Here is a 22,572-nt window from a genome sequence, read left to right on the forward strand (position 1 = left end):
GGAAATCGGCATAGGCGTGTGGAAAATTAGAGTTTGTATCGTAGAGAGTGACTGTTTGCAAACCTTGGCGATAGAGTATACTCGAGAGAATATCTTCTAAATATATAGGTGTAATCATTAAGTTCAATAAAAGGGAGCTGACCGAATTGACTTCATGGGAGCGGTACCGAAAATATCTCTACTTTGATCAAGAACTTGATTTGATGATCGATATAAGTAGGATGAAATTTTCGGAAGGTTTTTTTGAGAAGATGGCTGAGCCTATGGTAAGCGTCTATCAAGAACTTGACAAACTGGAACAAGGTTCCATTGCTAACCCGGACGAAAACCGTAGGGTTGGTCATTACTGGCTACGTAATCCAGATTTGGCTCCAACACAAGAAATTGTTCAAGGGATTAAACAAACTCTTGAAAACATCCGGGAATTTGTCCAGAAGATCCACAGTGGGGAGATTACGCCTGAAAAGAGTGGAATTTTTCGCAATATCCTTCTCATTGGAATTGGAGGATCAAGCCTTGGTCCACGTTTCGTAGCCGATGCACTCTCTACTCCACATGATAAGATGAGGATGCTCTTTATCGATAATACGGATCCAGATGGAGTCGATCGTATATTTAGAACGCTTGGAGATGAGCTTGACTCTACCCTCTGCATCGTCATTTCGAAAAGCGGGGGAACGATAGAGACTCGGAACGGGATGCTCGAAGTGCAAAACCGTTATAAGCAAGTGGGTTTGAATTTTGCAAAGCATGCGGTAGGGGTAACCCAGTATGGTAGTCAACTTGATAAGGTGTGCAAAGGCGAAGGCTGGCTCCAAGTTTTCCCAATGTGGGATTGGGTCGGGGGGCGGACTTCTGTTCTATCTGCTGTTGGACTACTTCCTCTCGCACTACAAGGCATCGATATTGAGCAGCTTTTGGTGGGAGCGAAAAGCTGCGACGAAAGAACGAGACACCATGAAACCTTGAAAAATCCAGCAGCCCTTCTCGCACTCATGTGGTACTACTTTACCGAAGGGCAAGGTGGGAAGCAAATGGTGATGCTACCCTATAAGGATCGTCTCGAACTTCTTACCAAATACTTGCAACAACTAATAATGGAATCTCTAGGAAAAGAAAAAAATTTAAAGGGTGAAATTGTCCATCAAGGAATTGCAGTTTACGGAAATAAGGGTTCAACAGATCAGCATTCCTATATTCAGCAGCTTCTCGATGGTCCGAATAACTTTTTCGTTACCTTCATTGAGGTTCTCAAGGATCGCAATGAAAAATCCCCAATCCTTACTGAAAGCAGTACAAGTGGGGATTATCTTCAAGCGTTTCTCCTAGGCACTCGGGAGGCCTTGACAGGAAAGGGACGAGAGTCCATTACAATCACGATTAAAGAGATTAACGCTTATCGGATTGGTGTATTGATCGCACTTTATGAAAGGGCAGTTAGTATATATGCTATATTAGTAGGTATCAACGCCTATCACCAACCCGCCGTAGAGATGGGGAAAAAAGCTGCAGGCGAAACGATTAAGTTGAAAAACGCACTCCTTGATTTCTTACGCGCTCGGCCAGGCCAAAAGTTTACCGTTGAAGCGCTGGCACAAAGCCTAGAGGCTCAAGGCACGCAAGAAACACTCTTTAAGGTCTTACTCCACCTGAACGAGAATCCTATACATGGGGTAAAGGTGGAAAAAGGAAGTAGCGCCTTTGAGAATAGTTATTATATCTAAGTGTCCAGACCACTTCATTCATTAGCTTAGAGGCAGTTCTTTTGTAAGGCAAATCTTTGGGTATTCTTTAGTAGGTTCCTAGAGTAGCTATTCTTGCTGCACCATAGAGCGCTGTTCGTTCATTAAGAATTACGTAAATAGGGATACTCCGGAGGAGTTCGCTAAAGCGTCCTTTTGCTTGAAAGGCTTCAAGAAACGAGCCTTGTTGCAACTTCGGGAGGATCTTAGGAGGAATTCCTCCTGCTAAGTAAACTCCTCCTAAGGCTAAGCTCTTCAGGGCCAGATTGCCTGCCTCAGCACCGAGTAGCTGGATGAAAAGTTCCAGTGTTTCCGAACTGAGACGGCAGGTACCTTCAAGAGCTTTTTTTGTTATCTCAGCTGGAGAAGGAAGACGAAGCTCAGTGGCTGAAAGAAGATTATGGTTAGCAGTTAAATGAGTAGAGGAAATCTCTACATCATAATTGAGGTCCTCTCTCAGGAAACGATAGATATTCACAAGTCCTGGTCCAGAGAGAACCCGTTCATAACTGACATGCCCATATTCTCTGGCGAGAAAACGCCATAGTCTCACTTCCTGTTCAGAGCGGGGAGCAAAATCCACATGAGCACCTTCAGTAGGGCTGACAACGTTACCACCCATAATTATAGATTCTCCTAAGCCGGTCCCAGGAGCTATTACGGCACGATTAAGCTCAGTGAAGGGAGTATAACTAGAATAGGTGCTTAAGACAGATGGATTTAGACAAAGCAAATCCTTCGGCTCCAAAGTGAATATTCCATGTCCCATTGCAGTGAGATCATTACAGAATAGCAGAGGAGATTGAAGACGAATGGAAGCCCGTAGAAGGTCAAAATCTAGGGTCCGATTCAAGTTCGTAAGATGACAGGTGTTTTCATGAATCGGACCTGCAAGACTAAGACAGCCTGCAGCAATCTCTTTAGGTTCGACCCCAGCCCACCTAAGAAAAGAGTGAAGCTCTTCAGCTAAATTATTCCATTGGGTGCTCGCGATTTTTCGTTCCGTAAGAAGGTTCAATTGAGTAGAGGTCTTTTCAAAAAGCGCCAATAAGGTTTTTGTTCCTCCAATATCACCAGCTAGGTACATTTCAATCACACCCCTTTAATAATAAATATTCTAGCACATTTAGCTCTGTAATTAATCTGTAAAACAGATTTAAGCTTTTACTCCTCAGGATTGATGCCAAAATGGAAACACATCGAGTACACACGACGTGTTTCCATTTAATATTTGAACTACATTTGAAACTACACTCACGTAATAATTCATTCTATTGTAAGTTGTTAGGGTAAGTACGATCTTCTGCATGCTTTTCTTGTAATTCTCTAAAGAGTGTAGCAGGATCAACGTTTTTAGTCTGAGTCTGCGGATTAATGTATTTGGAAAGAAGCTGTTCGAGTTCTCCAATGGTTACGGGTTTTGCATGTCTCATGAGTTCATAACCTAGCTCTCCATTGGGTTCAATCGTAGCTATCTTAACATCCTGAAAGCTTCCAATAGCGTGTTGCCTTAATCGCATTTCCAGCTGATCCACTGTCATACGAAGCTTTCGTAGGACATCAGGCTTAAGTTCACCGTTTTCTATAACAATGACGGATTTTCCGGAAATGAAGGATTCTATAAAATTAAACTTTACTTGAAGATACTCCATAAGAACAAGCGCCCCAACAAAGACTCCTACAGCAAGAATGGTTCTCCCGATTGAGCTTGCATTAATCGGTTCGATAATAATAGCACCAATAGAAAGCATGACTATTAACTGGGGACTCGTCATTTGACTAATAGATTGTCGCCCCGAGATTCTTAATAATAAGGTGCCAGCAAAAACGAGTATCAATGCACGAATAACGGTGTCGACCAAAAGAATACCTCCTAAAACAAAGACTAGGTTTAAGGATAAGTTGACCAACATATTGGATATTATGCAAACCTTTTATTGTGAATATTAGTTTGTTGGCAGGAACGTATATATAGGTTATAGTAAATTAACCTTATTCAGAGATCTGTTCTAGAGGAGGAAGGAATACATGGATGATGAAAAAATTGTTCTTCTCTCAAAGATTCCCTTCTTCTCGGAATTAAGTCCGCAGGATAGAATAGAGCTAGCGAGCGAATTTGATTGGGTAACCTACCCTGAGGGTTCACTTATCATTGAGCAAGATCAGATACCGTCATCCTTGTATATACTCAGCGAAGGTAATATTGAAGTTTTCAGTAATAGTGAGGAATACACCTCGTCCCAAATGCTAGATCCGGGAACTGTGTTCGGGGAACTCTCCATAGTAACAGGTAAGCCTTCAGTAAATAACGTACTCTGCAAGGAAACATCCCGACTGTTAAGTATAAAAGCTGAGGACTTTGCGCGGATTCTTCTACGTTGGCCTCAAATCTATCAAACCTTTATTGGACAATTAAGCGAAAACCTGAATGAAGCGAATCAAATGCTTTCAGAAAGTAAGTACAAAGAAGTCTTGAGTTCTGCAATTAAGCTGTCACAATATAGAGATAAGTTTTATGGAATTTGGGGAAGTGTCAGAACGACAAAAGAAGTAGAAAGAAAGTTTATTGAACTTGAGCAACGTAATGGAAACTTGCTGATTATGGGTGAACGAGGAACGGGACGCCAGATGGTCGCTTGGTACGCTCATCAACGGCTCTTCGGCGAAACAGCTCCTTTTGTGGTCCTAGATGGTCAACGCTTTGAACAACAATGGGGAAACTTCCTTATAGATTCCCGAAAGAAAGAGGAAGCTTCATCCACAGCCTTACCGTATTATAGTTTTTTCGATATAGCAAATGGTGGGACACTGTTTATCCAAGAAATAGACCTCATTTCTCCTAAGTCGCAAATGAAACTCTCTGAGGCTCTAAAATCACAGGGGAGAACATGTCTTGTAATTGGAAGTATCCAAACTCAGCAAAAGGGAAACAATCAAAAAATCCTTCCAGAACTTCAGGAATGTTTTATTCATTCGTATTCTATTACACCTCTTCGCGAGCGTAAAAGAGACATTCCGATTATCGCGCAGGGAATTGTTGAAAAGCTAGCTCATAAGAACCATCGAGAAATCCCAAGTCTAAGCCCAGAAGCGACCCAGCTCTTACTTTCTCACAATTATAGGCAAGGTAACGTTACAGAATTGATTCAGGTTATGGAACGTGCTTTTTTTCTCGCAGACCAGGGTGTTATTGGGTTAGAACAGATTTTCTTCGGTCCAACCTCTGAAAAATTTGGCCGTAAGATTAATCTTTTACGATGGGGACCTATCGAAAGGCTTCTTAAACGAGGGAAAATTATTCTTTGGCTACAGCAGATTTCGGCAGTGATGTTTATTGCGCTCCTCATTGGGCTGCTCTTTTCCCCGAATTTGACACTAACGATGAAAGCCTTCACTTTGGTTTGGGGCCTATGGTGGCCGGCCCTTGCCCTTGTTTCCCCTTTTTTGGGTAGACTATGGTGTACTATATGCCCGTTTTCTAAAATTATGGAACTAGTGCAAGATAAAATTCATCCGAAACGCCCGATTCCGGCCTGGTTCATTAAATATGATTATTTGATAGTCAGCGTTCTATTTGCCTTTATTTTCTGGATTGAAGTTTTTACTGGGATGCGTTCGAATCCGCTTTATACTGGCATATTGTTAGTTTCCATTCAATTGGCTGCTATATTGATTAGTATTCTTTATCCTCGTCATGCTTGGTGTCGCCATTTTTGTCCTTTAGGAGGTTTTATTGGGACTGCTTCAATAGGCTCTATTCTGGAGGTTAGGGCTGATGCTACAGTTTGCCTCAACAAATGCACAACGTTTGAGTGTTATGTAGGGAAAAATGATGTTAAAGGCTGCCCGATGACCCAGCATCTCCCGTATCTAGATAATAACCTAGACTGCAAATTATGCTTTAACTGCGTGCGAAATTGTCAGCACGGGTCCGTCCAGGTTAATTTACGCGTTCCTGCTCGGGAAGTCTGGCATCTCACTCGTGTGAATCAAGGTTACTCAGTATTTATCGGAGTATTGTTAGCCATCTTGGGTCCCATTATGTATTACGAGCCACTTCAGAAGATTTGGCCAGCCAATGAGTGGAATTTTTGGTTTTCACTTGCATACTTTACTTCAGCCTTGTTAGGGGGAGCGATTGGCTGGTGGATGGGTAAGCCTTTCAAGACAAAGGCAGCTTCCATGCGGATTAAGTTAGTCTTTGCCTTCACTCCATTGGTCATCGCTGGGCATATCATGTATCAAGTAGATTTTCTTCCTGGAATTCACTCCCTGTTACTTGGAGCTGGATATCAAACGGCTTCTGGATTACAATCTGTTTTTATTCCAGCTGCTATGGTAGCGCGATGGGGAGCCACTCTGATTGGGGTGGCCTTGACTGGATTAACGGTTACAATCATACTACTTCGCAATAAATCAAAGGCTTTGTAGCCACATAAGAAAGCAGCTCCCAGTACAATTTGTGCTGGGAGCTGCTTACAATGATGACAATCTATATAATTTAAGCTGAAAAATAGCTATTTTTCCTGAGCGTAAAGACCCTGAGATTCAGGCGCCTTTATACTATATTCTTTTCTAGTCAATGTATCACTGGTATAAACTCTTTTCGATAATTTCTCTAATTCTTTCTGGTAATTCCATAGCTTCTTCTTTCGTTAGATCAGCGGTAGGAATGGGGTCATGAATAGTAATCTCTACTTGGGCAGGCTTAATTATAAACCCGTTTTGTTCCATGATTTTATAAGAACCATTTATCGTTATTGGAACGATAGGAGCCTTTGCTTTTAAGGCTAACTTCAAGCTACCGGCTTTGAATTCACCTAGATTCCCACCCTTGCTCCGTGTGCCTTCAGGGAAAATGACCATTGAATAGCCCTCTTTTAGATGGTCTGCTGCCTGATTAATAACTCTGAGTGATTGCCGAACATCAGAACGATCCATAAAAACGCATTTCATATGTGTCATCCATGTTCGAATTAGGGGGAATCTTAATAACTCGATTTTAGCAATAAATGCCTTTGGCTTCTCAACATAACCCAGGAGAAGGGGTATATCGAAATTTCCCTGGTGATTACTCACAAAGAGTACAGGGCCAGAGGGGATCTTTTCCTCCCCGGTGGTCGATACAGTAACCCCCGCAAATTTTACGAGAGAACGAGCCCATTGCTTCGCAGTTTCATTTGTGAGTTGGTCATGTTCGGCAGTTTTTCCACTCTTATCTAATCGCTTAACTTTCAAAAGCGAAGGGTAGATGGCTATAAGATAAATACCAAAGTAAACGAACCAAAAAAATGTTCGAAACATAATAACTCTCCTCATTGTGTTTTTAGGGATATTATAACATAAATACAATCGCCTAAGTCAAAGCTGAGCTGAGTAGATTTCGCCTTGATCTATGGCATTTTCCTTAGTATTCATCTTCGTAAGCCTCCTATCGGCTTACATTCTTTTATCTTAGAAAAACCTATCATAACCTTAACCTTGATTTTATGGACTGGGATATACTTCGTCAATAGGAATAATATTTGAAATGCATTTAGCTCGTAGGTGGATAGAAACAGGGTTTGGTAAAGAAAAGTGCAAAACTTAGTCACTAATAGTATACATGATTAATAATAGTATAAAGAATCAATTAAATTGTAGACACAACTCAGCGAAAAATCGTTATCCAATAAATTGAGAAGGAGGGGTAAAATGCAAACAAACAAATCTTTAGGTCGAGCATCTCTTGTGGTTGATCAGAGGACTGGATACTTGGTTCCGGACTACTTTGGTACAGCCAACTGGGCGTATAGTCCGCCCCTGAGAAAATTCGTTGATGCAATGCCAAGGCTGGGACCTAGCGGCGCAAATGCATTGGGTCAGTATATCCCGGTTGCAGTCGCCGATAAGTCGACCTATCCAGGTTCTGACTACTACGAAATTGCAGTTGTTGAGTTTAAAGAGCAAATGCATTCGGATCTGCCGCCCACAACGCTCCGGGGCTATGTGCAATTATCCACAGCAGTCATTCCTGGTGCGCAAATTGCTTTGACCCATATGGGTACCCCTATTTTAAAAGGTGATGGCACTCAGGCTTACGGTGTGGATGCACCCCATTTTCTAGGACCAGCTATTATAGCCAATCGTGACATACCCGTGCGCATCAAATTCTACAATTTGCTTCCTACTGGAGCAAGTGGTGATCTCTTCATCCCGGTAGATACAACGGTTATGGGGGCGGGACATGGACCTCTAGGGCATGCAGCCATGCCTATGCATTACACGCAAAACCGCGCCAATGTTCATCTCCATGGTAATAACACCGTCTGGATTAGCGATGGGACGCCACATCAGTGGATTACCCCGGCGGGTGAAGACACTCCTTATCCTCAGGGTGTCAGTGTAGTAAATGTCCCTGATATGGAAACAGTAGACGACCCACGCGATGGTATGCAGACCTTGTACTACACAAACGCACAAAGTGCAAGGCTGATGTTTTATCATGATCACTCTTATGGTATCACTCGACTAAATGTCTATGTGGGAGAAGCCTCAGCTTATCTACTGACAGACCAGGTTGAACAGGATCTGATCAATGGTACCAACGAATCGGGTGTCAATCCAGGCATGGAAAAGATTCTCCCTGAGCTTGGGATTCCCCTAGTCATCCAGGACAAGACTTTCGTTGATACCAAAACCATCCTCGATACGGACCCCACTTGGGCTTGGGGAACAACACCAGGCACGCCCAATACCGGCGACCTTTGGTATCCTCACGTTTATAGCCCCGCTCAGAATCCCTGGGATCCCAGTGGAGCAAACCCGTTTGGTCGCTGGATGTACGGACCGTGGTTCTGGCCACCGACAACGAATATAACACATGGGCCAGTTCCGAACCCTTACTTCGATCCAGTAAATGCACCCGAACAACCGCCAATGATGCCAGATATGCCTTTCCCCTCAATGCCTGGAGAGGCGTTTATGGATACCCCCCTTGTCAACGGCACGGCCTATCCCTACCTGGAAGTGGAGCCCATGTCTTACCGTTTCCGAATCTTGAATGCCGCCGATGATCGCTTTTTTAATCTGCAGATGTATGTTGCTGATCCTGCGGGCTACATCTCACCTGTCACGGGATATGCTACTGAAGTCAAGATGGTGTCTGCGACTGGGACACCGGGCCTTCCTGCTGACTGGCCTAGTGGCGTGCCTGATCCTGCTTTAAAAGGACCGGACTGGATTCAGATCGGCACCGAGGGAGGTTTCCTACCGACACCAGTCGTGATACCGAGTCAGCCCATCACCTGGAACCTGACTCCGACAAACTTCAACTTCGGAAATGTCGATCAGCACTCGCTTCTGGTGGGAACCGCAGAACGGGTCGATGTCATCGTTGACTTCTCCCAGTTTGCCGGGCAGACTCTCATTCTCTATAACGATGCTCCTGCAGCTTTCCCAGCAACCGACCCGAGGTACGACTATTATACGGGTAACCCAGACCTGACAGCCGAGGGCGGTGCGCCGAGCACGCAACAGGGCTACGGCCCTAACACTCGTACGATCATGCAGATTAGGGTGGCGAATTCAACTCCCGCCCCTGCGTACGATATACCAGCTTTAGAAGCGGTATTTGCTAAAACCAACGTAAAAAGGGGCGTTTTTGAAGCGTCCCAAGATCCAATCCTTATACCTCAAGCTGCTTACAACTCTGCTTACAACGTGACAAATTTACCTGCGGATGCTGCCAGCGCCTACGTGCAACTGCAGGAGTTTTCTAAAACCTTTCGGCCAGTAGACGTCAGCGGAACTCTTCAGCCACCTGTTACCCTGCCTATCGAACCAAAGGCTTTGCAGGACGAAATGGGTGAAGTCTATGACACCGAGTATGGACGGATGAGTGGCATGCTTGGACTCGAATTCCCGGTTACCAGTTCCAACTTCAGTCAATTTGTTGTCTACGGCTATGCAAGCCCGCCCGTTGAGATTGTCAAAGGTACAGCAAGTCTTAATGCAACTTCCATCGGATCATCTTCTGATGGAACTCAGATTTGGAAGATCACTCACAATGGTGTGGATACCCACACCATTCATACCCACCTGTTTTCTGCACAGCTCATCAACCGGGTTGCTTGGGACGGAGCTATGCTACCGCCTGATCCAAATGAACTAGGCTGGAAAGAAACCTTCAGGGTGAATCCGCTCGAGCATACAATCATTGCTCTGAGACCGAAAATTCCTACCCATACTCAGGTACCGTTCGAAGTACCAAACAGCGTACGCCTGATCGATCCGACTATGCCTGAGGGCGCTGTACTAACACCGCCACCGCCCGTAGGATGGTTCGACCCGTTAGGAAATCCAATTACCCAAGTTACCAACCATTATGTGAATTTTGGTTGGGAGTACGTGTATCACTGCCATATTCTCGCCCACGAAGAGATGGATATGATGCACGCGATGGCATTTGCAGTTCCACCGAAAGCGCCGTCCGCTCTAGTTGGCAATGTGATGGGTTCCAACCTTAACAAGCGAGTAGTTTTAACTTGGATAGACAATTCCACAAACGAGACTAGCTTCACTGTCCAAAGAGCAGTTAATAGTGCTGGTCCATGGACGATTCTAGCAACGTTGCCAGCTGGTTCAAGTTCTTACACCGATCCAATCGGCAACACGAATATCACTTACTTCTACCGGGTGTTTGCCTCCAACACTGTCGGTGATACTGCTACTCCAGGCTTCCCAACGATTACAGTCGACTCCGATTTTTCCAACGTCGTGCAGATTGGTGAAAATCCAGTTCAGCCGCCAGCAGCTCCAACAAACTTGGTTGCAATGCGAACCAGTTCACGTGTTTATCTAAACTGGCGGGACAATGCCAGCACCGAGACCGCTTTTGTGGTCGAACGCTCTGTAAATGGGGGGACCTTCTCCGCGCTCATCACAGTTAGATTGAGATATTCTACGGGTATCGTCTACTACACTGATAGAACCGTCATGTCTGGCAATCACTACAGCTACCGGGTCGCTGCCATGAATGCTGCAGGTTTGTCTGCTTATTCGAATACGGTAAACGTAAAGCTGTAAGAGAAAGGATAATTAGTATTTAGATGGTCTCACTCAACTTTGAGTGGGGCCTTTTAAAATGAAATCATTTTCCTATGCGGGCGTAGCAGCTACTAATAGATTGTGAGGTTTTGTGACAAATCTTTGGGTTGAAGGAGAATCAGGGGAAGTGAAGGAAATATGAGGGATTAGGGATTCTCGCTCCTTGAAATCTATTAGCAAACCTAGTAATATCGAGATACTATTCAAATACAAGTAAACTTGGGAGGACGTTTTAATGGGACCTACAAATGAATGCTTTTTTTGTGGCAAAGGTGGCCAATCGTTGTTTAGCGCTGAGCGAAAGTGTTATGTTCATTCTCACTGTATAGTTGAGAAGTTGACAACGGGAGATCAAACCGCTTCAGCAATTGCCAAAGAGTTTGATATGGTTTCGGATTCTACCGAATGTAATGTAGGCTGCGATGAATGTGTAAATAGATGGTGTGGTCGCTAAATCAATATAGGATTAATGGTATAAAAGCTCTTAGGTTTTCAATGAAACCTAAGAGCTTTATTATCCCGTAACGGGATTTACCGAGTCATTAGTTAGTCAATGACAACGTTCTCTAACTTCTTCGCTAGAAGTTCAATATCATCGAGAACGAGACGAATTCCATGATTATTAGGCCTCATTAAACGAGTTCGCCATTTCATGAAGTAAGTTTTTAAATGGTACTTATCTATTAGCCCTGGACTTTTTTTCTTTACGTATTGTTCTAACTCAGTTATTTCCCATAGAGCATTATCCAAATGACCTTTATTAATAAGGCTGTAAATAATGCGGAGTCCATCAGATATTGTCTCCAAATTAATACCCCTCCACACTAAGTTTTTATGTTAATATAACATAAAAAAGGGTTTGCGTTATGGTTAAGATGTAAACATAATAAAATAAATTCATTAATCGGCACAGTTTCAGCCGATTAGGCTCGTGTATTATTTATAGTCCATTTCATGTTTTATGAGCTCTAAATAATATTCGAGCGGTTAGCTTATTTTGATAGAAGTCCCTTTCTTAGCTCACTTTCTGAGGATGCCTAGCCCTCATAGAGTAAGCTAGGACCACCAAGTAGATATACTGTGGGCGGTTCTAGCTTTGGTTGGCAGTACTCCATGACTGCTTTTCAGTGAAAAACAGGGCAAGTGGATAAAACGATTTGTGTAGAAACATGTAAATATTGGCTAAAAGTAGTTTATACTCTATAATGGGAAGGACTTTTCTTAATGAAAAGGTTTGTAGGAATTACAGCATAGCTTTCTCAAAAAATGACTTTCTAGGATTTTTTAGCAAGCCTAGTATATGGATGCCTAGCAGGCCTCTTAAATTGGTCTAAGGCGCATCAAACGATCGTATTGGTTTGTATAAAGGGAGGAAAAGTTTTGTCAGTTACGCCGCAGTATAACGCTGAATCTATACAAGTATTAGAGGGACTAGAAGCAGTTCGCAAACGGCCGGGCATGTATATCGGATCTACAGGAAGTAGGGGATTGCACCATTGCGCCTGGGAAATAGTAGACAACGCCATCGATGAGGCTGGGGCCGGATTCTGTGATCACATCGAAGTAACACTTAATAAAGAGGGTTCACTCACGGTTCTCGATAATGGGCGAGGGATACCGGTGGATCTTCACCCCATTAAAAAGATTCCCGCAGTTCGTCTGGCCTTTGAACAACTTCATGCAGGTGGGAAGTTCGGAGGAGACACCTATAAAACTTCAGGTGGGCTTCATGGGGTTGGTGCGAGCGTTGTTAATGCGTTATCGAGCTTTCTAACGGTTGAAGTAAGTCGTGGAGGCAAGCTATATCGCCTGGAATATGAACATGGAGGACATTTGAAGTCGGATCTCAAAGTCGTTGGGAAAGCTGTAAAAGGAAATGGGACAACCGTAACCTTTAAACCTGATCCTCTTATCTTCAAAGAGACGACGGTATTCAAGTATGACACCTTACGCAGCCGACTTATGGAATTATCCTTCTTGAATCCTGGACTTACCATAGTTTTGACTGATAATCGGGGGGAATTGAAGACTGAAACCTTCCATTCTCAAAACGGTGTTATCGGCTTTGTAGAACATTTGAATAAAGAATCTGATTATTCCTCAGTGCATAAGAGGCCTATCTATTTCAAGGGAGAGAAGGACGATATTGTTGTTGAATGTGCCATCCAGTATAACGATGGCGATGATGAGCACTTGCGTTCTTATGTGAATAACATCCCTACAGATGAAGGTGGGACTCATGAATCGGGCTTTCGGACGGCTTTAACTAAAGTCTTTAATACATATGGGAAGAAGAACAATATATTTAAGAAAGATGAAAATCTAATTGGAGATGATCTAAAAGACGGATTATCGTGTGTTCTTTCCGTTAAAGTACGAGAACCTCAGTTTGAAGGTCAAACCAAAACCAAACTCTCCAACGCCGAAGTTGAAGGCGTAGTCCAATCCCTGACAAACGAAGGAATAAGTAATTTTTTTGAACAATATCCGACTGTTGCTAAGGATGCGATCAATCGCACTTTAACTACATGCCTCCAACGGTTAGCTGCCAAAAAGGCGAAGGAACTCAAGAAGAAGGCTCGTGATGCTGAAGTTAAAGCCCTAAGTGGTAAACTAGCTGCCTGTAGTGAGAAGGATCGGGCGCGTAATGAACTCTTCCTTGTAGAAGGAGACAGTGCAGGAGGGTCGGCTAAAACTGGGCGTGATCGGCGATTCCAAGCGATTCTGCCCTTGAGAGGTAAGGTCATCAATACCTACCGGGCCAAGATGGATAAAGTCTTAGAGAATGAAGAAATCCGAAGTATGATAACGGCTATAGGTGCGGGAATAGGAAAAGAATTTGAAGTTGAAAAGTCTAACTATGCACGAGTCTGTATTATGACGGATGCAGATATAGATGGAGCGCATATTCGATGCTTATTGTTGACTTTCTTCTATCGATACATGAAACCTCTCATCTCAAGTGGTCGGGTATATATTGCTCAATCCCCTTTGTATAAGGCTGAAAAGGAAAAAGGGAAAGTCATTCATTATGCTTACAACGATCAAGAGTTAAAAATGGCGCTCAAGGAATTAGGAAAAACAGCTAAGGTACAGCGGTATAAAGGGCTGGGAGAAATGAATCCGGAACAACTTTGGGAGACGACGCTCAACCCAGCAAATCGCCGTATGATCCAAGTCACAATCGATGACGCCTTGGAAGCTGAACGCAAGCTCAAGATCCTGATGAGTGAACAGGTTGACCCACGAAAAGAATTTCTAATGGAGAATATTGTGTTTACTGAAGATGATATGTAAGAGAACAATTTGAGGTGAAAAAGTGAGTACACTAGAGGAAAATATTACACAACGCCCGTTGGAAGAGGTACTTCCAGAGAGCTTTTTAGGATATTCAAAATTTGTAATCCTGCAAAGAGCTGTCCCTGACGTTCGAGATGGATTAAAGCCAGTTCATCGGCGTATTATCTATTCCATGGATGAAATCGGGATGCAACCGGACAAAGCCTACAGTAAGTCAGCCCGTCTGGTAGGGGACTGCATGGGGAAATATCACCCTCATGGTGATTCGTCAATTTATGATTCGGCAGTTCGCATGGCCCAACCTTGGGCAACCCGTTATCCTTTGATTGATGGGCAGGGGAATTTCGGTTCCATAGATGGAGATAATGCGGCAGCTATGCGGTACACAGAGATGAGAATGACTCATTTATCGCAACTCATGACACAAGATATAGAGAAAAACGTCGTTTCCTTTAGGGCAAACTACGACCAACGATTAAAGGAGCCTACTGTTCTTCCCTGCCCATTCCCGAATCTCTTAGTCAATGGAGGCTCAGGAATCGCTGTGGGGATGGCAAGTAACATGCCACCCCATAACTTACGTGAAGTCGCAGCAGCCCTGATTCTGCAAATCGATAATCCTGATGTTACCATAGAAGAACTCATGCAAAAGATAACTGGCCCGGATTTTCCCACGGGGGGATTGATTATCGGTTCAAAAGGGTTCACTGATGCGTACAAAACTGGACGTGGAAAAGTGATTATGCGTGGAAAAGCGCTCATTGAGCCTGGAAAGAATGGAAAGAGTCTTATTGTTATTACTGAAATCCCCTACCAAGTCTCAAAGTCAACCCTTGCTGCTAAGATTGAAACCCAAGCGGATATTGGAAAAATTGACGGGATTAGTGAAGTAAGAGACGAATCGGATCGTGAGGGTCTTCGCTTGGTTGTGGAGTGTAAGAAGGACTCTGATCCGAAACATATATTAAGACTTCTCTATAAGTACACTCAGTTGCAAGAAACCTTTGGTATTATCAACCTGGTTATTACAGCTGAAGGTACTCCTAAAATTTTGGGACTTAAAGATATCAATGTAGCTTTTATTAATCACCGCAAAGATGTTGTAACCCGTAGGACAGAATTTGATCTTGTAAAGGCTAAAGCAAGAGCACATATCTTGGAAGGGTTAGTTATAGCAATCAACAACCTCGATGAAGTCCTTGCTATTATTCGGTCCAGTAAAAATCCGTCAATTGCTAAGGCTGGATTGATAACCCGTTTTGAGCTATCCGAGGTTCAGGCTCAAGCCATCTTAGATATGAAACTTCAACACTTAACGAATCTAGAACTGGATGGCATTAAGAAGGAATATGCGGATATTTTAAAGCTTATTGCAGAATTAGAGAGTATCTTAGCTGATGTGAGCAAAGTCTACACTATTATTAAGGAAGAACTTAGAGATATTGCTGAAAAGTACGGAGATGATCGACGTAGTTTGATCTTACCCGAAGATAACGGTGAAGAGATTGACTTTAGCATATTTGAGGAACCAGAAATCCCAATTGAAGTGTTGTTGACGAAAAAAGGCTTCATTAAGCAGATTCCTATTCAATTAAGGAAAAGCAAGGCAAAATCTCTCATATGTACGTTTAAAGATGGAGATATATTAACTGAGAGAATCACTTGTACCGATAAGGACAACTTATATTTCTTTACCCAGAATGGTAAATACTACAATGTGAAAGCAAAGCTTGTTCCGGAGGCTGGAGCAAAGGATAAGGGAAAAACAATCACCAATTTGTTTCCATTACCTGAAGGGGAGCACATCGTTTCAACTGTACCTCTGAAAGAGGCGAGGGAAGGGCTGTTTTTCGTTTTTGTAACAAAAGAGGGCCAGGTTATGAGATGCCCTGTAAGTGATTTTATTAACGCTCGAACTACCGAAGCTATGGGACTAAAGGATAAGGATGAAGTCGTAAGGGTTTTCGTAAGTGAAGGTTTGGGGGATCTGTTTCTCTCTAGCTACAAAGGACAAGCCATTCGTTTCGCAGAATCTGAAGTGAACCCTATGGGTAGGAAATCTCGGGGCGTAAAAGGAATAACCTTAGGAAGTGAGGATTGGCTCGTTAATGCCCTTCTCCTTCAGCCTGATGAAGATACCCGAATGGGCGACTTAGTAACTGTAACGGAGCGAGGCTATGTTAAACGAACATCTTTTGATGAATATAAACCTCAAGGAAGAGCTGGACGAGGTATATCGATTGCCAAGGTTGACGCGAATATAACGGGGTATATTATTTCTACTCTTCAAATGATGAATGAAGATAAGCTCAATATTATTCAACAAAGTGGGGCAGTAACCGCCCTTGAAGTTAAAACTCTTAAGAAGGAGTCTAGGGTGAAAAGTGGTATAGGCTTAATCAGCGTTATTCTTAATGATTACGTTCTCCATGTAATATAAGCTAATAAGTGCATGAAAAGTCAGCAAACCTAATAGCCTGGAATCAAAATTATCTAAGTTTCAAATATGAAAAAATAGTGAGCCACTGACAGGATTGTTTTTAAGAAAACTAATATTTTGACAAATGTACAAAAACAAGATCACTATGCAGCAATTGAAGAGTTGGTTTCACTCCTTAGCCACTCTGAGGAATGGGTAGAGAATGCTGAATTTAGGTTAAGAAAAGATTATGCAAAAGTGAAAAAGGAAAAGCCATCGGTAACTCCGAAAAGGTGAAAGTTTATAATGACCGGGGAGCGGTGATCTGTGCAGCTCAACTGACCGAGCGAATCAGGCCTGGGACGGTTCATTCTTATGAATCATCAGCCACTTATGACCCTTTGGGCGAACCTGGTCATTCGGCTGACCGTGGAGGGTGTATCAACCAATTAACTCCGAGCAGAATGATGATTAAAAGGTCCCATGCCGGTGCCTCCAATTCCTGTCTTGTTCAGCTTCAAAAGTGGGAAGGGGAGGAGAGTATCCTATGAAAAAGTGGCATTTGATTATTGATGTCGAGAAATGTGAAGATTGTAATAACTGTCTGATGGCTTGCAAAGATGAGCATGTTGACAATGAATGGCCAGGATATACCTTATCTCAACCTCGCTTTGGACAACGCTGGATGAATATCATGCGTAGAGAGAGAGGTCAGTATCCCTTAATCGATGCAGCATATCGACCAACACCCTGTATGCATTGTGACGAGCCTCCTTGCTTAAAGGCCGCTGAAGGTGTAATTAGCAAACGTCCTGACGGCATAGTTATCATCAATCCCCAGACAGCGAAAGGGAAGAAGGAGCTGGTAAGCGCCTGCCCGTACCAAGCGATCTGGTGGAATGAGGAAGCGAATCTCCCCCAGAAATGTACACTATGCGCTCATTTGCTGGACCAAGGCTGGAAGCAGCCACGATGTGTGCAGGTCTGTCCTACAGGAGCTTTGAAAGTAGAATATCTGGAAGACTCGGACATGGAGCGATTAATCCAAGTCGAGGAATTAGAAGTTCTACATCCCCAATTGAACACCAAGCCCACGGTATTCTATAAAAACATCTACAGGTTTGATCGCTGTTTTATTGCCAGCAGCGTGGCAATAAAAGAAAGGGAAGAAATAAACTGTGCCGAGGGTGCCAAGGTTAAAATTTATAAGAAAGACCAAATTATTGCGGAAACAGTGACAGATGCCTTCGGCGATTTTAAAGTAGATAAAATATTGCCCAATAGTGGTGAATATATCATTGAAGTTTTAGTAGAGGGTTTTGATAAGAGAACGATCATTGTTGACCTTGTCGAAAGCGTCAATCTTGGAGAAATATTATTTGCTAAGTAGATTTTTATCTTTATTGGGAATTTTAGGATGGGACTGTCTTGGGCAGTTTCATCCTATGCAAAGAGAAAATTGGGCCCGTTGAAGATCTATCTTAGCAATTTATGGTTTATATACTGCTTAATTGCCAGAACATATATTGCGTTCTGGCTGTTTTACTTTACTCACTGTATGAAATAATTTTTAATTCAGGAGGAATACTCATGAAATGTGTTGAATATTTAAAGTATGTTTATCTTTTTCTGGGAAACGTTAATAAAGGAGTAGAGTAATTGGGACTTTCAAAAATATGGTATCGTTATGATCGTGCAATATGGATTAGGGTCATAGGAACAATTCTTACTACGCTAACAAGTTTTGCTATTCGGCCATTCTTAGCCGTTTACCTCTATAATAAGACGGGAAATCTTTACGACATCGGTATTATTTTAGGCTTGGCTCCCTTGATGGGAGTAGTGACTAACATATGGGGCGGCGGACTTGCAGATAAATATGGGCGAAAACCGTTAATGGTATGGAGCTTACTATTCCAAGGGGTATCAATGCTTGGGTATATCTTTGCTGTTGCCCCCCTACACTTTGCCCTCGTTTCAGTGCTCAACGGTATAGCATCTTCTTTCTATTTTCCAGCTGCCAACGCTCAAATTGCTGATATTGTCCCAGAGGGACAGCGTTCCGAAGTATTTGCACTAATGCATACTGCTTTAAATGTGGGAGCAGCCCTAGGTCCTATGCTAGGTTTACTTATGATAAAGATTAACCAAAGCCTCACGTTCTTAGCTTCTGCTATCACACTGTTTATGTATGCATTACTGGTATTGGCTTTAATTCCTGAGACATTACGCGCCACTACTTTTTCAACTGAAAATGGGCAAGTATCCACAGTTGAAGATAATACTAAACTAGAGCGGATTTCTTATAAGGAGCATAAATTCTTGTTCCAGTTCACCCTCCTCGCTATGCCAATTACTTTGCTATATGCTCAAGTGGAATCGATTTTCCCCTTATATCTTCAAGCTAATTTTGACAACTATCTAACGATATTTACGTCTTTAATGACGATGAATGGAATCATAGTCGTGTTATCAGCGGTTTGGCTCGCTAAGAAAACAGAGAAACTTCACACACCGTCTGTCTTGCTCGTCGGATATATCCTTTTTGCTTTCGTGGGAGCTGGTTATGGGTTAGGACCCTGGGTCAGAGTCATTCCGTTATTATTTGCATCTGAGGTTATCTTTACGATCGCCGAGTGTATTACTTTTCCGAATCAAAGCAAACTTTTGTCAATCATCGCACCTGCTCACATGCGAGCACGCTACTTTTCTATATTCAGTATGAATTGGGGTATGTCTAAAAGTCTTGGTCCAATACTCGGAGCAGTAATTTTTGCGCACCAAGGTGGTCTATTGCTGTTTATGACCTTGTCTTGTCTTTTACTGGTTTGTGGAGTATCCACGTATTACCTCACGAGTACGCCTCGTAAGCATTTAATCGCCGAGGGAAAGGTGAACTAGGCTTCCTTCTAAATTTTCTTGTCGAAGAGTAAACGGGCTAATACACTTAGGTTAAGCCAACGTGTCCTAATTTGATTTTAGATAAAGCGGTACGAGCTGATTGAGCTGCATACATGCAAGTTGTACCTTTGGAAGATGTGAAAACAGGAGAGCCATTCAGCCCTCCTGTTTTGATGGAACGGATTAACTTGGGTTAAGTTAATCTTGGGTTCGCTGTTTTTGTTCCTTCTTAGTTTCCCCTAATCGTTCTATTTGAGGCTCATTCATCCCTTGTTTAATATTTTGAAAATGTTGTTCCACCTCGGGATATTTATCTGCTAAAACTTTTCTTCTTGCTTCATTTTTGCTCAAAAAGAACGCCTCCTTATTTTTTCTAACTTATTACCCTAATAGTATTTCCTGATTTACTGTAATGATGTTTGGGATTTTTAAATAAAGAATCTTCCATTTTGTTCCTGAAAAACGTTTGAAAAAGCTGAAGTTGATGGGGGCGGTTTAGTTTTGGTATTACTGAAAATAGCTGAGAAACAGTGGCGATTTGCCTTGTTTCTCAGCTATTAATCTTTGACCTCTGATTGTATAGGTTGGGAGCCGATTTTGAGTCATGATAAACTCAATTGTAGGTTTCCTTATGCGCTAATTTTCTGACCATGAACAGGAGTAGGTGCTGCCTTCTTGATAATATTAAGCGGTTTACCAAGTGGCAAGATATCACGGCCATAGAAATTCTTAAAAAATATAGCCCCTGAAGTATAGAAACCAACTAGTGAGATAATAAATTCGGACCAACCAGCTAGTTTAGCAAACACAGTGACAGGCCCCATGTTAAATGATACTGCAGCAAGAGAGAAAAATAGCACATCAATTAGAACTAACATTACTACAAAAGGAACGTTCACTTCAAAAGAAGCTACAGTAATAAAAAGAGAAAAAATAAGGTACCCAACAAATACTACTCCTAACATCTTAGGGTCAACTGCAGCTTTCATGCCTGCGCCAAACATGCCGTTCATAGTTGCCCATGAAAGAGCCATACCTACCCAAAAAAAACCATAAGCACCGAGAACTGTTCCGCCGAAAACGTTGCCCTTTTTAAAGTCAATGTTTGCAGCCATAATTTGAACAATACCACCTAGTAATGCTGCCCAAACAAAAAGCAAACCGGTTGCTTTAGGATCGGTAAAGCCCAATTTGGCAGATGAAGCTACGAAACATACCATAGATAAACCTAAAACGCCAAACGCTGTTGGATCTGCGCCAGTATAACTGATTTTTACTTCTTGAATATTCATTTGCAAGAACCCCCTATTAATTATTGCGTTAAAATTATTAATGAATAAGTATTTAGCAATTATATGATCTTCGTACACCCCCTTTAAAAAAGTTAAATCCAATTTGATTTAATTCTATTGCAAATGATACCATAGAACCAATTATATTTATATAGAAAATTTAAAATATTTTCAATATTATAAATAGTGATATATATTACAAAATACTAGAACTCAGACTCGGAACATTCCAATTACGGCTCAGTTGCAAAAAAGGGCTCTGTTGCAAAAAAACAACTAAATAATGTAAACAGAATATGGTGAAAATGTTCTTTAAATATAACTTCTATCCAACATTCATGACACAAGGGGCACGTTTAATTAACTCCATTTCTTCTAATGGAGTCATTCGACCTGCTTAGTTTTTTCTAAGCATGTGCATGGTTTCAATCCCGGGAATTGAGGGAGCAGTTTGCTTGAAGAAATCGTAAAGTGTCAGGGTGCCATGCGGGTTAAGTGCTAAGATATTTCGGATTAAATGCGACAACCATCTTGACAGTTACCGATTTATATAAAGGCGAAATTTCTGGGGATACGATGCTTTAAGAATTTGATGAACAGATATTTAATGCGTTGGTTGAGAAGATAGAAATTCTCTCACCAACGCATTTTGTTCTTGAGTTGAAGAGTGGTTCCCTATAATTGCTTAGCAATACTGTTTAACTCTTCTGCCATTGAAGTTATTTCTTCTATGCTCGCTGTTATCTCTTCTGTAGTGGCCGCTTGTTCCTGACTTGAATGTAAGGAACTTTCACTCTTTTCGCTTACTATAGTTACGTTAGCTTTAATACTATCTGTCAGTTTCTTGATTTTTGGAACTGTGCTCTTCGACTGTTCGGATAGTTTCCGGATTTCTTCTGCAACAACCCCAAAACCTCTACCAGCATCTCCAGCCCTAGCGGCTTCAATAGCAGCGTTCAATCCAAGCATTTTCGTCTCATCCGCAATTTCCTTAATAAATACTGACACTTCATTAATTTCGTCTGAAAGACTAATTATTTCTTTGATGTCTTTGTTAAGTTCCTGCTCATTTGTATATATTTGTGTTGCTGAGGCAGCTAATTGCTCTAATGCAGCAGAAATTCCTGAGAGACCGTTATCTAGATTTTCGGTCATATCACGCAACTGAGCTGCTGTCTTTTTTGGTATAACCATCCCAAAAGTATCCACAACTTCATTTTCATTGTCTTCATCAAACAAGGGGTAACTTGCAACTAAAAGCGGTAGTCCATACTTACTGGCATCAACCTCTTCAACAACCATCTGTTTTGTTTGGATAGTTCTGAAGGGAATATCACCTGCTTTTATTTCATTACCAACTTCGTTAACTGGCAAATTAAGTAGTTTAGAAGACTGTTTGTGTATATACTTCTGTAAGTCAGTCATATACAATATAACACCTTCTGGAAACATCTCTACCAAAATTGGGGCAAACTTATCAAATGCAGCAGTAATAGGATGTAATCTAGGGTTTAAAGTAGAAAAAGCTCCTATAGCATTGCCAGCTTCATCAACTATAGGTATGGAATTTATTGATAACCTTATTCCAAAAACAGATCCCGGGACTTTATCATTTAATACCTTATTTTGAGAAGCGGCCAAAACAGCACTGGTGTGACCACTCATAGTATTACCGACACTTAAGACATTTATATCAAAAACATCAGAGGGATTTTTCCAAATTATTTTATCTCCTTCTGTAATTAAATACATGGGTCTATTCTTTACTAAATTTGCTTGTATTTCTGCAAATGTTTTTAAACTATTTAATTCGTTTAATGAAATCATAAAA

Annotated in this window: 16 protein-coding genes; 9 read left to right on the forward strand and 7 right to left on the reverse strand. The window is 42.0% G+C overall.

All coding sequences use genetic code 11. The annotated features are described in order from the left end of the window. Positions 1-137: 137 nt before the first annotated feature. On the forward strand, positions 138-1,724 hold the full coding sequence (locus ACZ42W_RS10460; protein ID WP_464170953.1) for a glucose-6-phosphate isomerase: 1,587 nt from the start codon (positions 138-140) through the stop codon (positions 1,722-1,724). Positions 1,725-1,791: 67 nt separating this feature from the next. Here ACZ42W_RS10460 and glk read toward each other — a convergent pair whose 3' ends face one another. Further along, positions 1,792-2,829: a glucokinase gene (gene glk / locus ACZ42W_RS10465; RefSeq protein WP_464170571.1), complete on the reverse strand. Its 1,038-nt coding sequence runs from the start codon at positions 2,827-2,829 to the stop codon at positions 1,792-1,794. 184 nt (positions 2,830-3,013) lie between these two features. Then, a complete protein-coding gene (locus tag ACZ42W_RS10470) occupies positions 3,014-3,604 on the reverse strand; it encodes a DUF421 domain-containing protein (RefSeq protein WP_464170573.1) in 591 nt (196 codons plus the stop codon). Positions 3,605-3,770: 166 nt separating this feature from the next. On the opposite strand from ACZ42W_RS10470, the gene ACZ42W_RS10475 reads away from it, so the two are divergent. Next, the gene (locus tag ACZ42W_RS10475) at positions 3,771-6,173 is read left to right on the forward strand and encodes a cyclic nucleotide-binding domain-containing protein (protein WP_464170575.1); all 2,403 of its coding nucleotides are present in this window, start codon (positions 3,771-3,773) and stop codon (positions 6,171-6,173) included. Between the two features lie 156 nt (positions 6,174-6,329). On the opposite strand, the gene ACZ42W_RS10480 is transcribed toward ACZ42W_RS10475, so the two are convergent. Then, on the reverse strand, positions 6,330-7,046 hold the full coding sequence (locus ACZ42W_RS10480) for a lysophospholipid acyltransferase family protein (RefSeq protein WP_464170577.1): 717 nt from the start codon (positions 7,044-7,046) through the stop codon (positions 6,330-6,332). 390 nt (positions 7,047-7,436) lie between these two features. On the opposite strand from ACZ42W_RS10480, the gene ACZ42W_RS10485 reads away from it, so the two are divergent. Together ACZ42W_RS10485 and ACZ42W_RS10490 are read left to right on the forward strand one after the other, a co-directional pair. Further along, the gene (locus ACZ42W_RS10485; protein ID WP_464170578.1) at positions 7,437-10,808 is read left to right on the forward strand and encodes a hypothetical protein; all 3,372 of its coding nucleotides are present in this window, start codon (positions 7,437-7,439) and stop codon (positions 10,806-10,808) included. 256 nt (positions 10,809-11,064) lie between these two features. Continuing rightward, a complete protein-coding gene (locus tag ACZ42W_RS10490) occupies positions 11,065-11,283 on the forward strand; it encodes a hypothetical protein (protein ID WP_464170580.1) in 219 nt (72 codons plus the stop codon). A gap of 92 nt (positions 11,284-11,375) precedes the next feature. Here the strand turns inward: ACZ42W_RS10490 and ACZ42W_RS10495 are convergent, their stop codons facing one another. Continuing rightward, positions 11,376-11,636, reverse strand: a complete 261-nt coding sequence (locus ACZ42W_RS10495; RefSeq protein ID WP_464170582.1) for a hypothetical protein — start codon at positions 11,634-11,636, stop codon at positions 11,376-11,378. Between the two features lie 573 nt (positions 11,637-12,209). On the opposite strand from ACZ42W_RS10495, the gene ACZ42W_RS10500 reads away from it, so the two are divergent. The 5 genes from ACZ42W_RS10500 to ACZ42W_RS10520 all read left to right on the forward strand — a co-directional run bounded on the left by ACZ42W_RS10500 (position 12,210) and on the right by ACZ42W_RS10520 (position 19,449). Continuing rightward, positions 12,210-14,126: a DNA gyrase/topoisomerase IV subunit B gene (locus ACZ42W_RS10500; RefSeq protein ID WP_464170584.1), complete on the forward strand. Its 1,917-nt coding sequence runs from the start codon at positions 12,210-12,212 to the stop codon at positions 14,124-14,126. A 22-nt stretch (positions 14,127-14,148) separates the two neighbouring features. Beyond that, positions 14,149-16,569, forward strand: coding sequence for a DNA gyrase subunit A (gyrA, locus tag ACZ42W_RS10505; protein ID WP_464170586.1), 2,421 nt, complete (start codon positions 14,149-14,151; stop codon positions 16,567-16,569). Between the two features lie 299 nt (positions 16,570-16,868). Then, on the forward strand, positions 16,869-17,099 hold the full coding sequence (locus ACZ42W_RS10510; RefSeq protein ID WP_464170955.1) for a hypothetical protein: 231 nt from the start codon (positions 16,869-16,871) through the stop codon (positions 17,097-17,099). Beyond that, positions 17,096-17,938, forward strand: coding sequence for a 4Fe-4S dicluster domain-containing protein (locus tag ACZ42W_RS10515; RefSeq protein ID WP_464170588.1), 843 nt, complete (start codon positions 17,096-17,098; stop codon positions 17,936-17,938). The genes ACZ42W_RS10510 and ACZ42W_RS10515 overlap by 4 nt, the downstream gene beginning before the upstream one ends. A 269-nt stretch (positions 17,939-18,207) precedes the next feature. Next, positions 18,208-19,449, forward strand: coding sequence for an MDR family MFS transporter (locus ACZ42W_RS10520; RefSeq protein ID WP_464170590.1), 1,242 nt, complete (start codon positions 18,208-18,210; stop codon positions 19,447-19,449). 198 nt (positions 19,450-19,647) lie between these two features. Here ACZ42W_RS10520 and ACZ42W_RS10525 read toward each other — a convergent pair whose 3' ends face one another. The 3 genes from ACZ42W_RS10525 to ACZ42W_RS10535 all read right to left on the reverse strand — a co-directional run bounded on the left by ACZ42W_RS10525 (position 19,648) and on the right by ACZ42W_RS10535 (position 22,568). Further along, the gene (locus ACZ42W_RS10525) at positions 19,648-19,800 is read right to left on the reverse strand and encodes a hypothetical protein (RefSeq protein ID WP_464170592.1); all 153 of its coding nucleotides are present in this window, start codon (positions 19,798-19,800) and stop codon (positions 19,648-19,650) included. A 278-nt stretch (positions 19,801-20,078) separates the two neighbouring features. Further along, positions 20,079-20,741, reverse strand: coding sequence for an acetate uptake transporter (locus ACZ42W_RS10530; RefSeq protein WP_464170594.1), 663 nt, complete (start codon positions 20,739-20,741; stop codon positions 20,079-20,081). Between the two features lie 675 nt (positions 20,742-21,416). Next, positions 21,417-22,568, reverse strand: a complete 1,152-nt coding sequence (locus ACZ42W_RS10535) for a methyl-accepting chemotaxis protein (RefSeq protein WP_464170596.1) — start codon at positions 22,566-22,568, stop codon at positions 21,417-21,419. Positions 22,569-22,572 lie beyond the last annotated feature (4 nt).

This window comes from Desulfitobacterium elongatum (genome assembly GCF_055378975.1).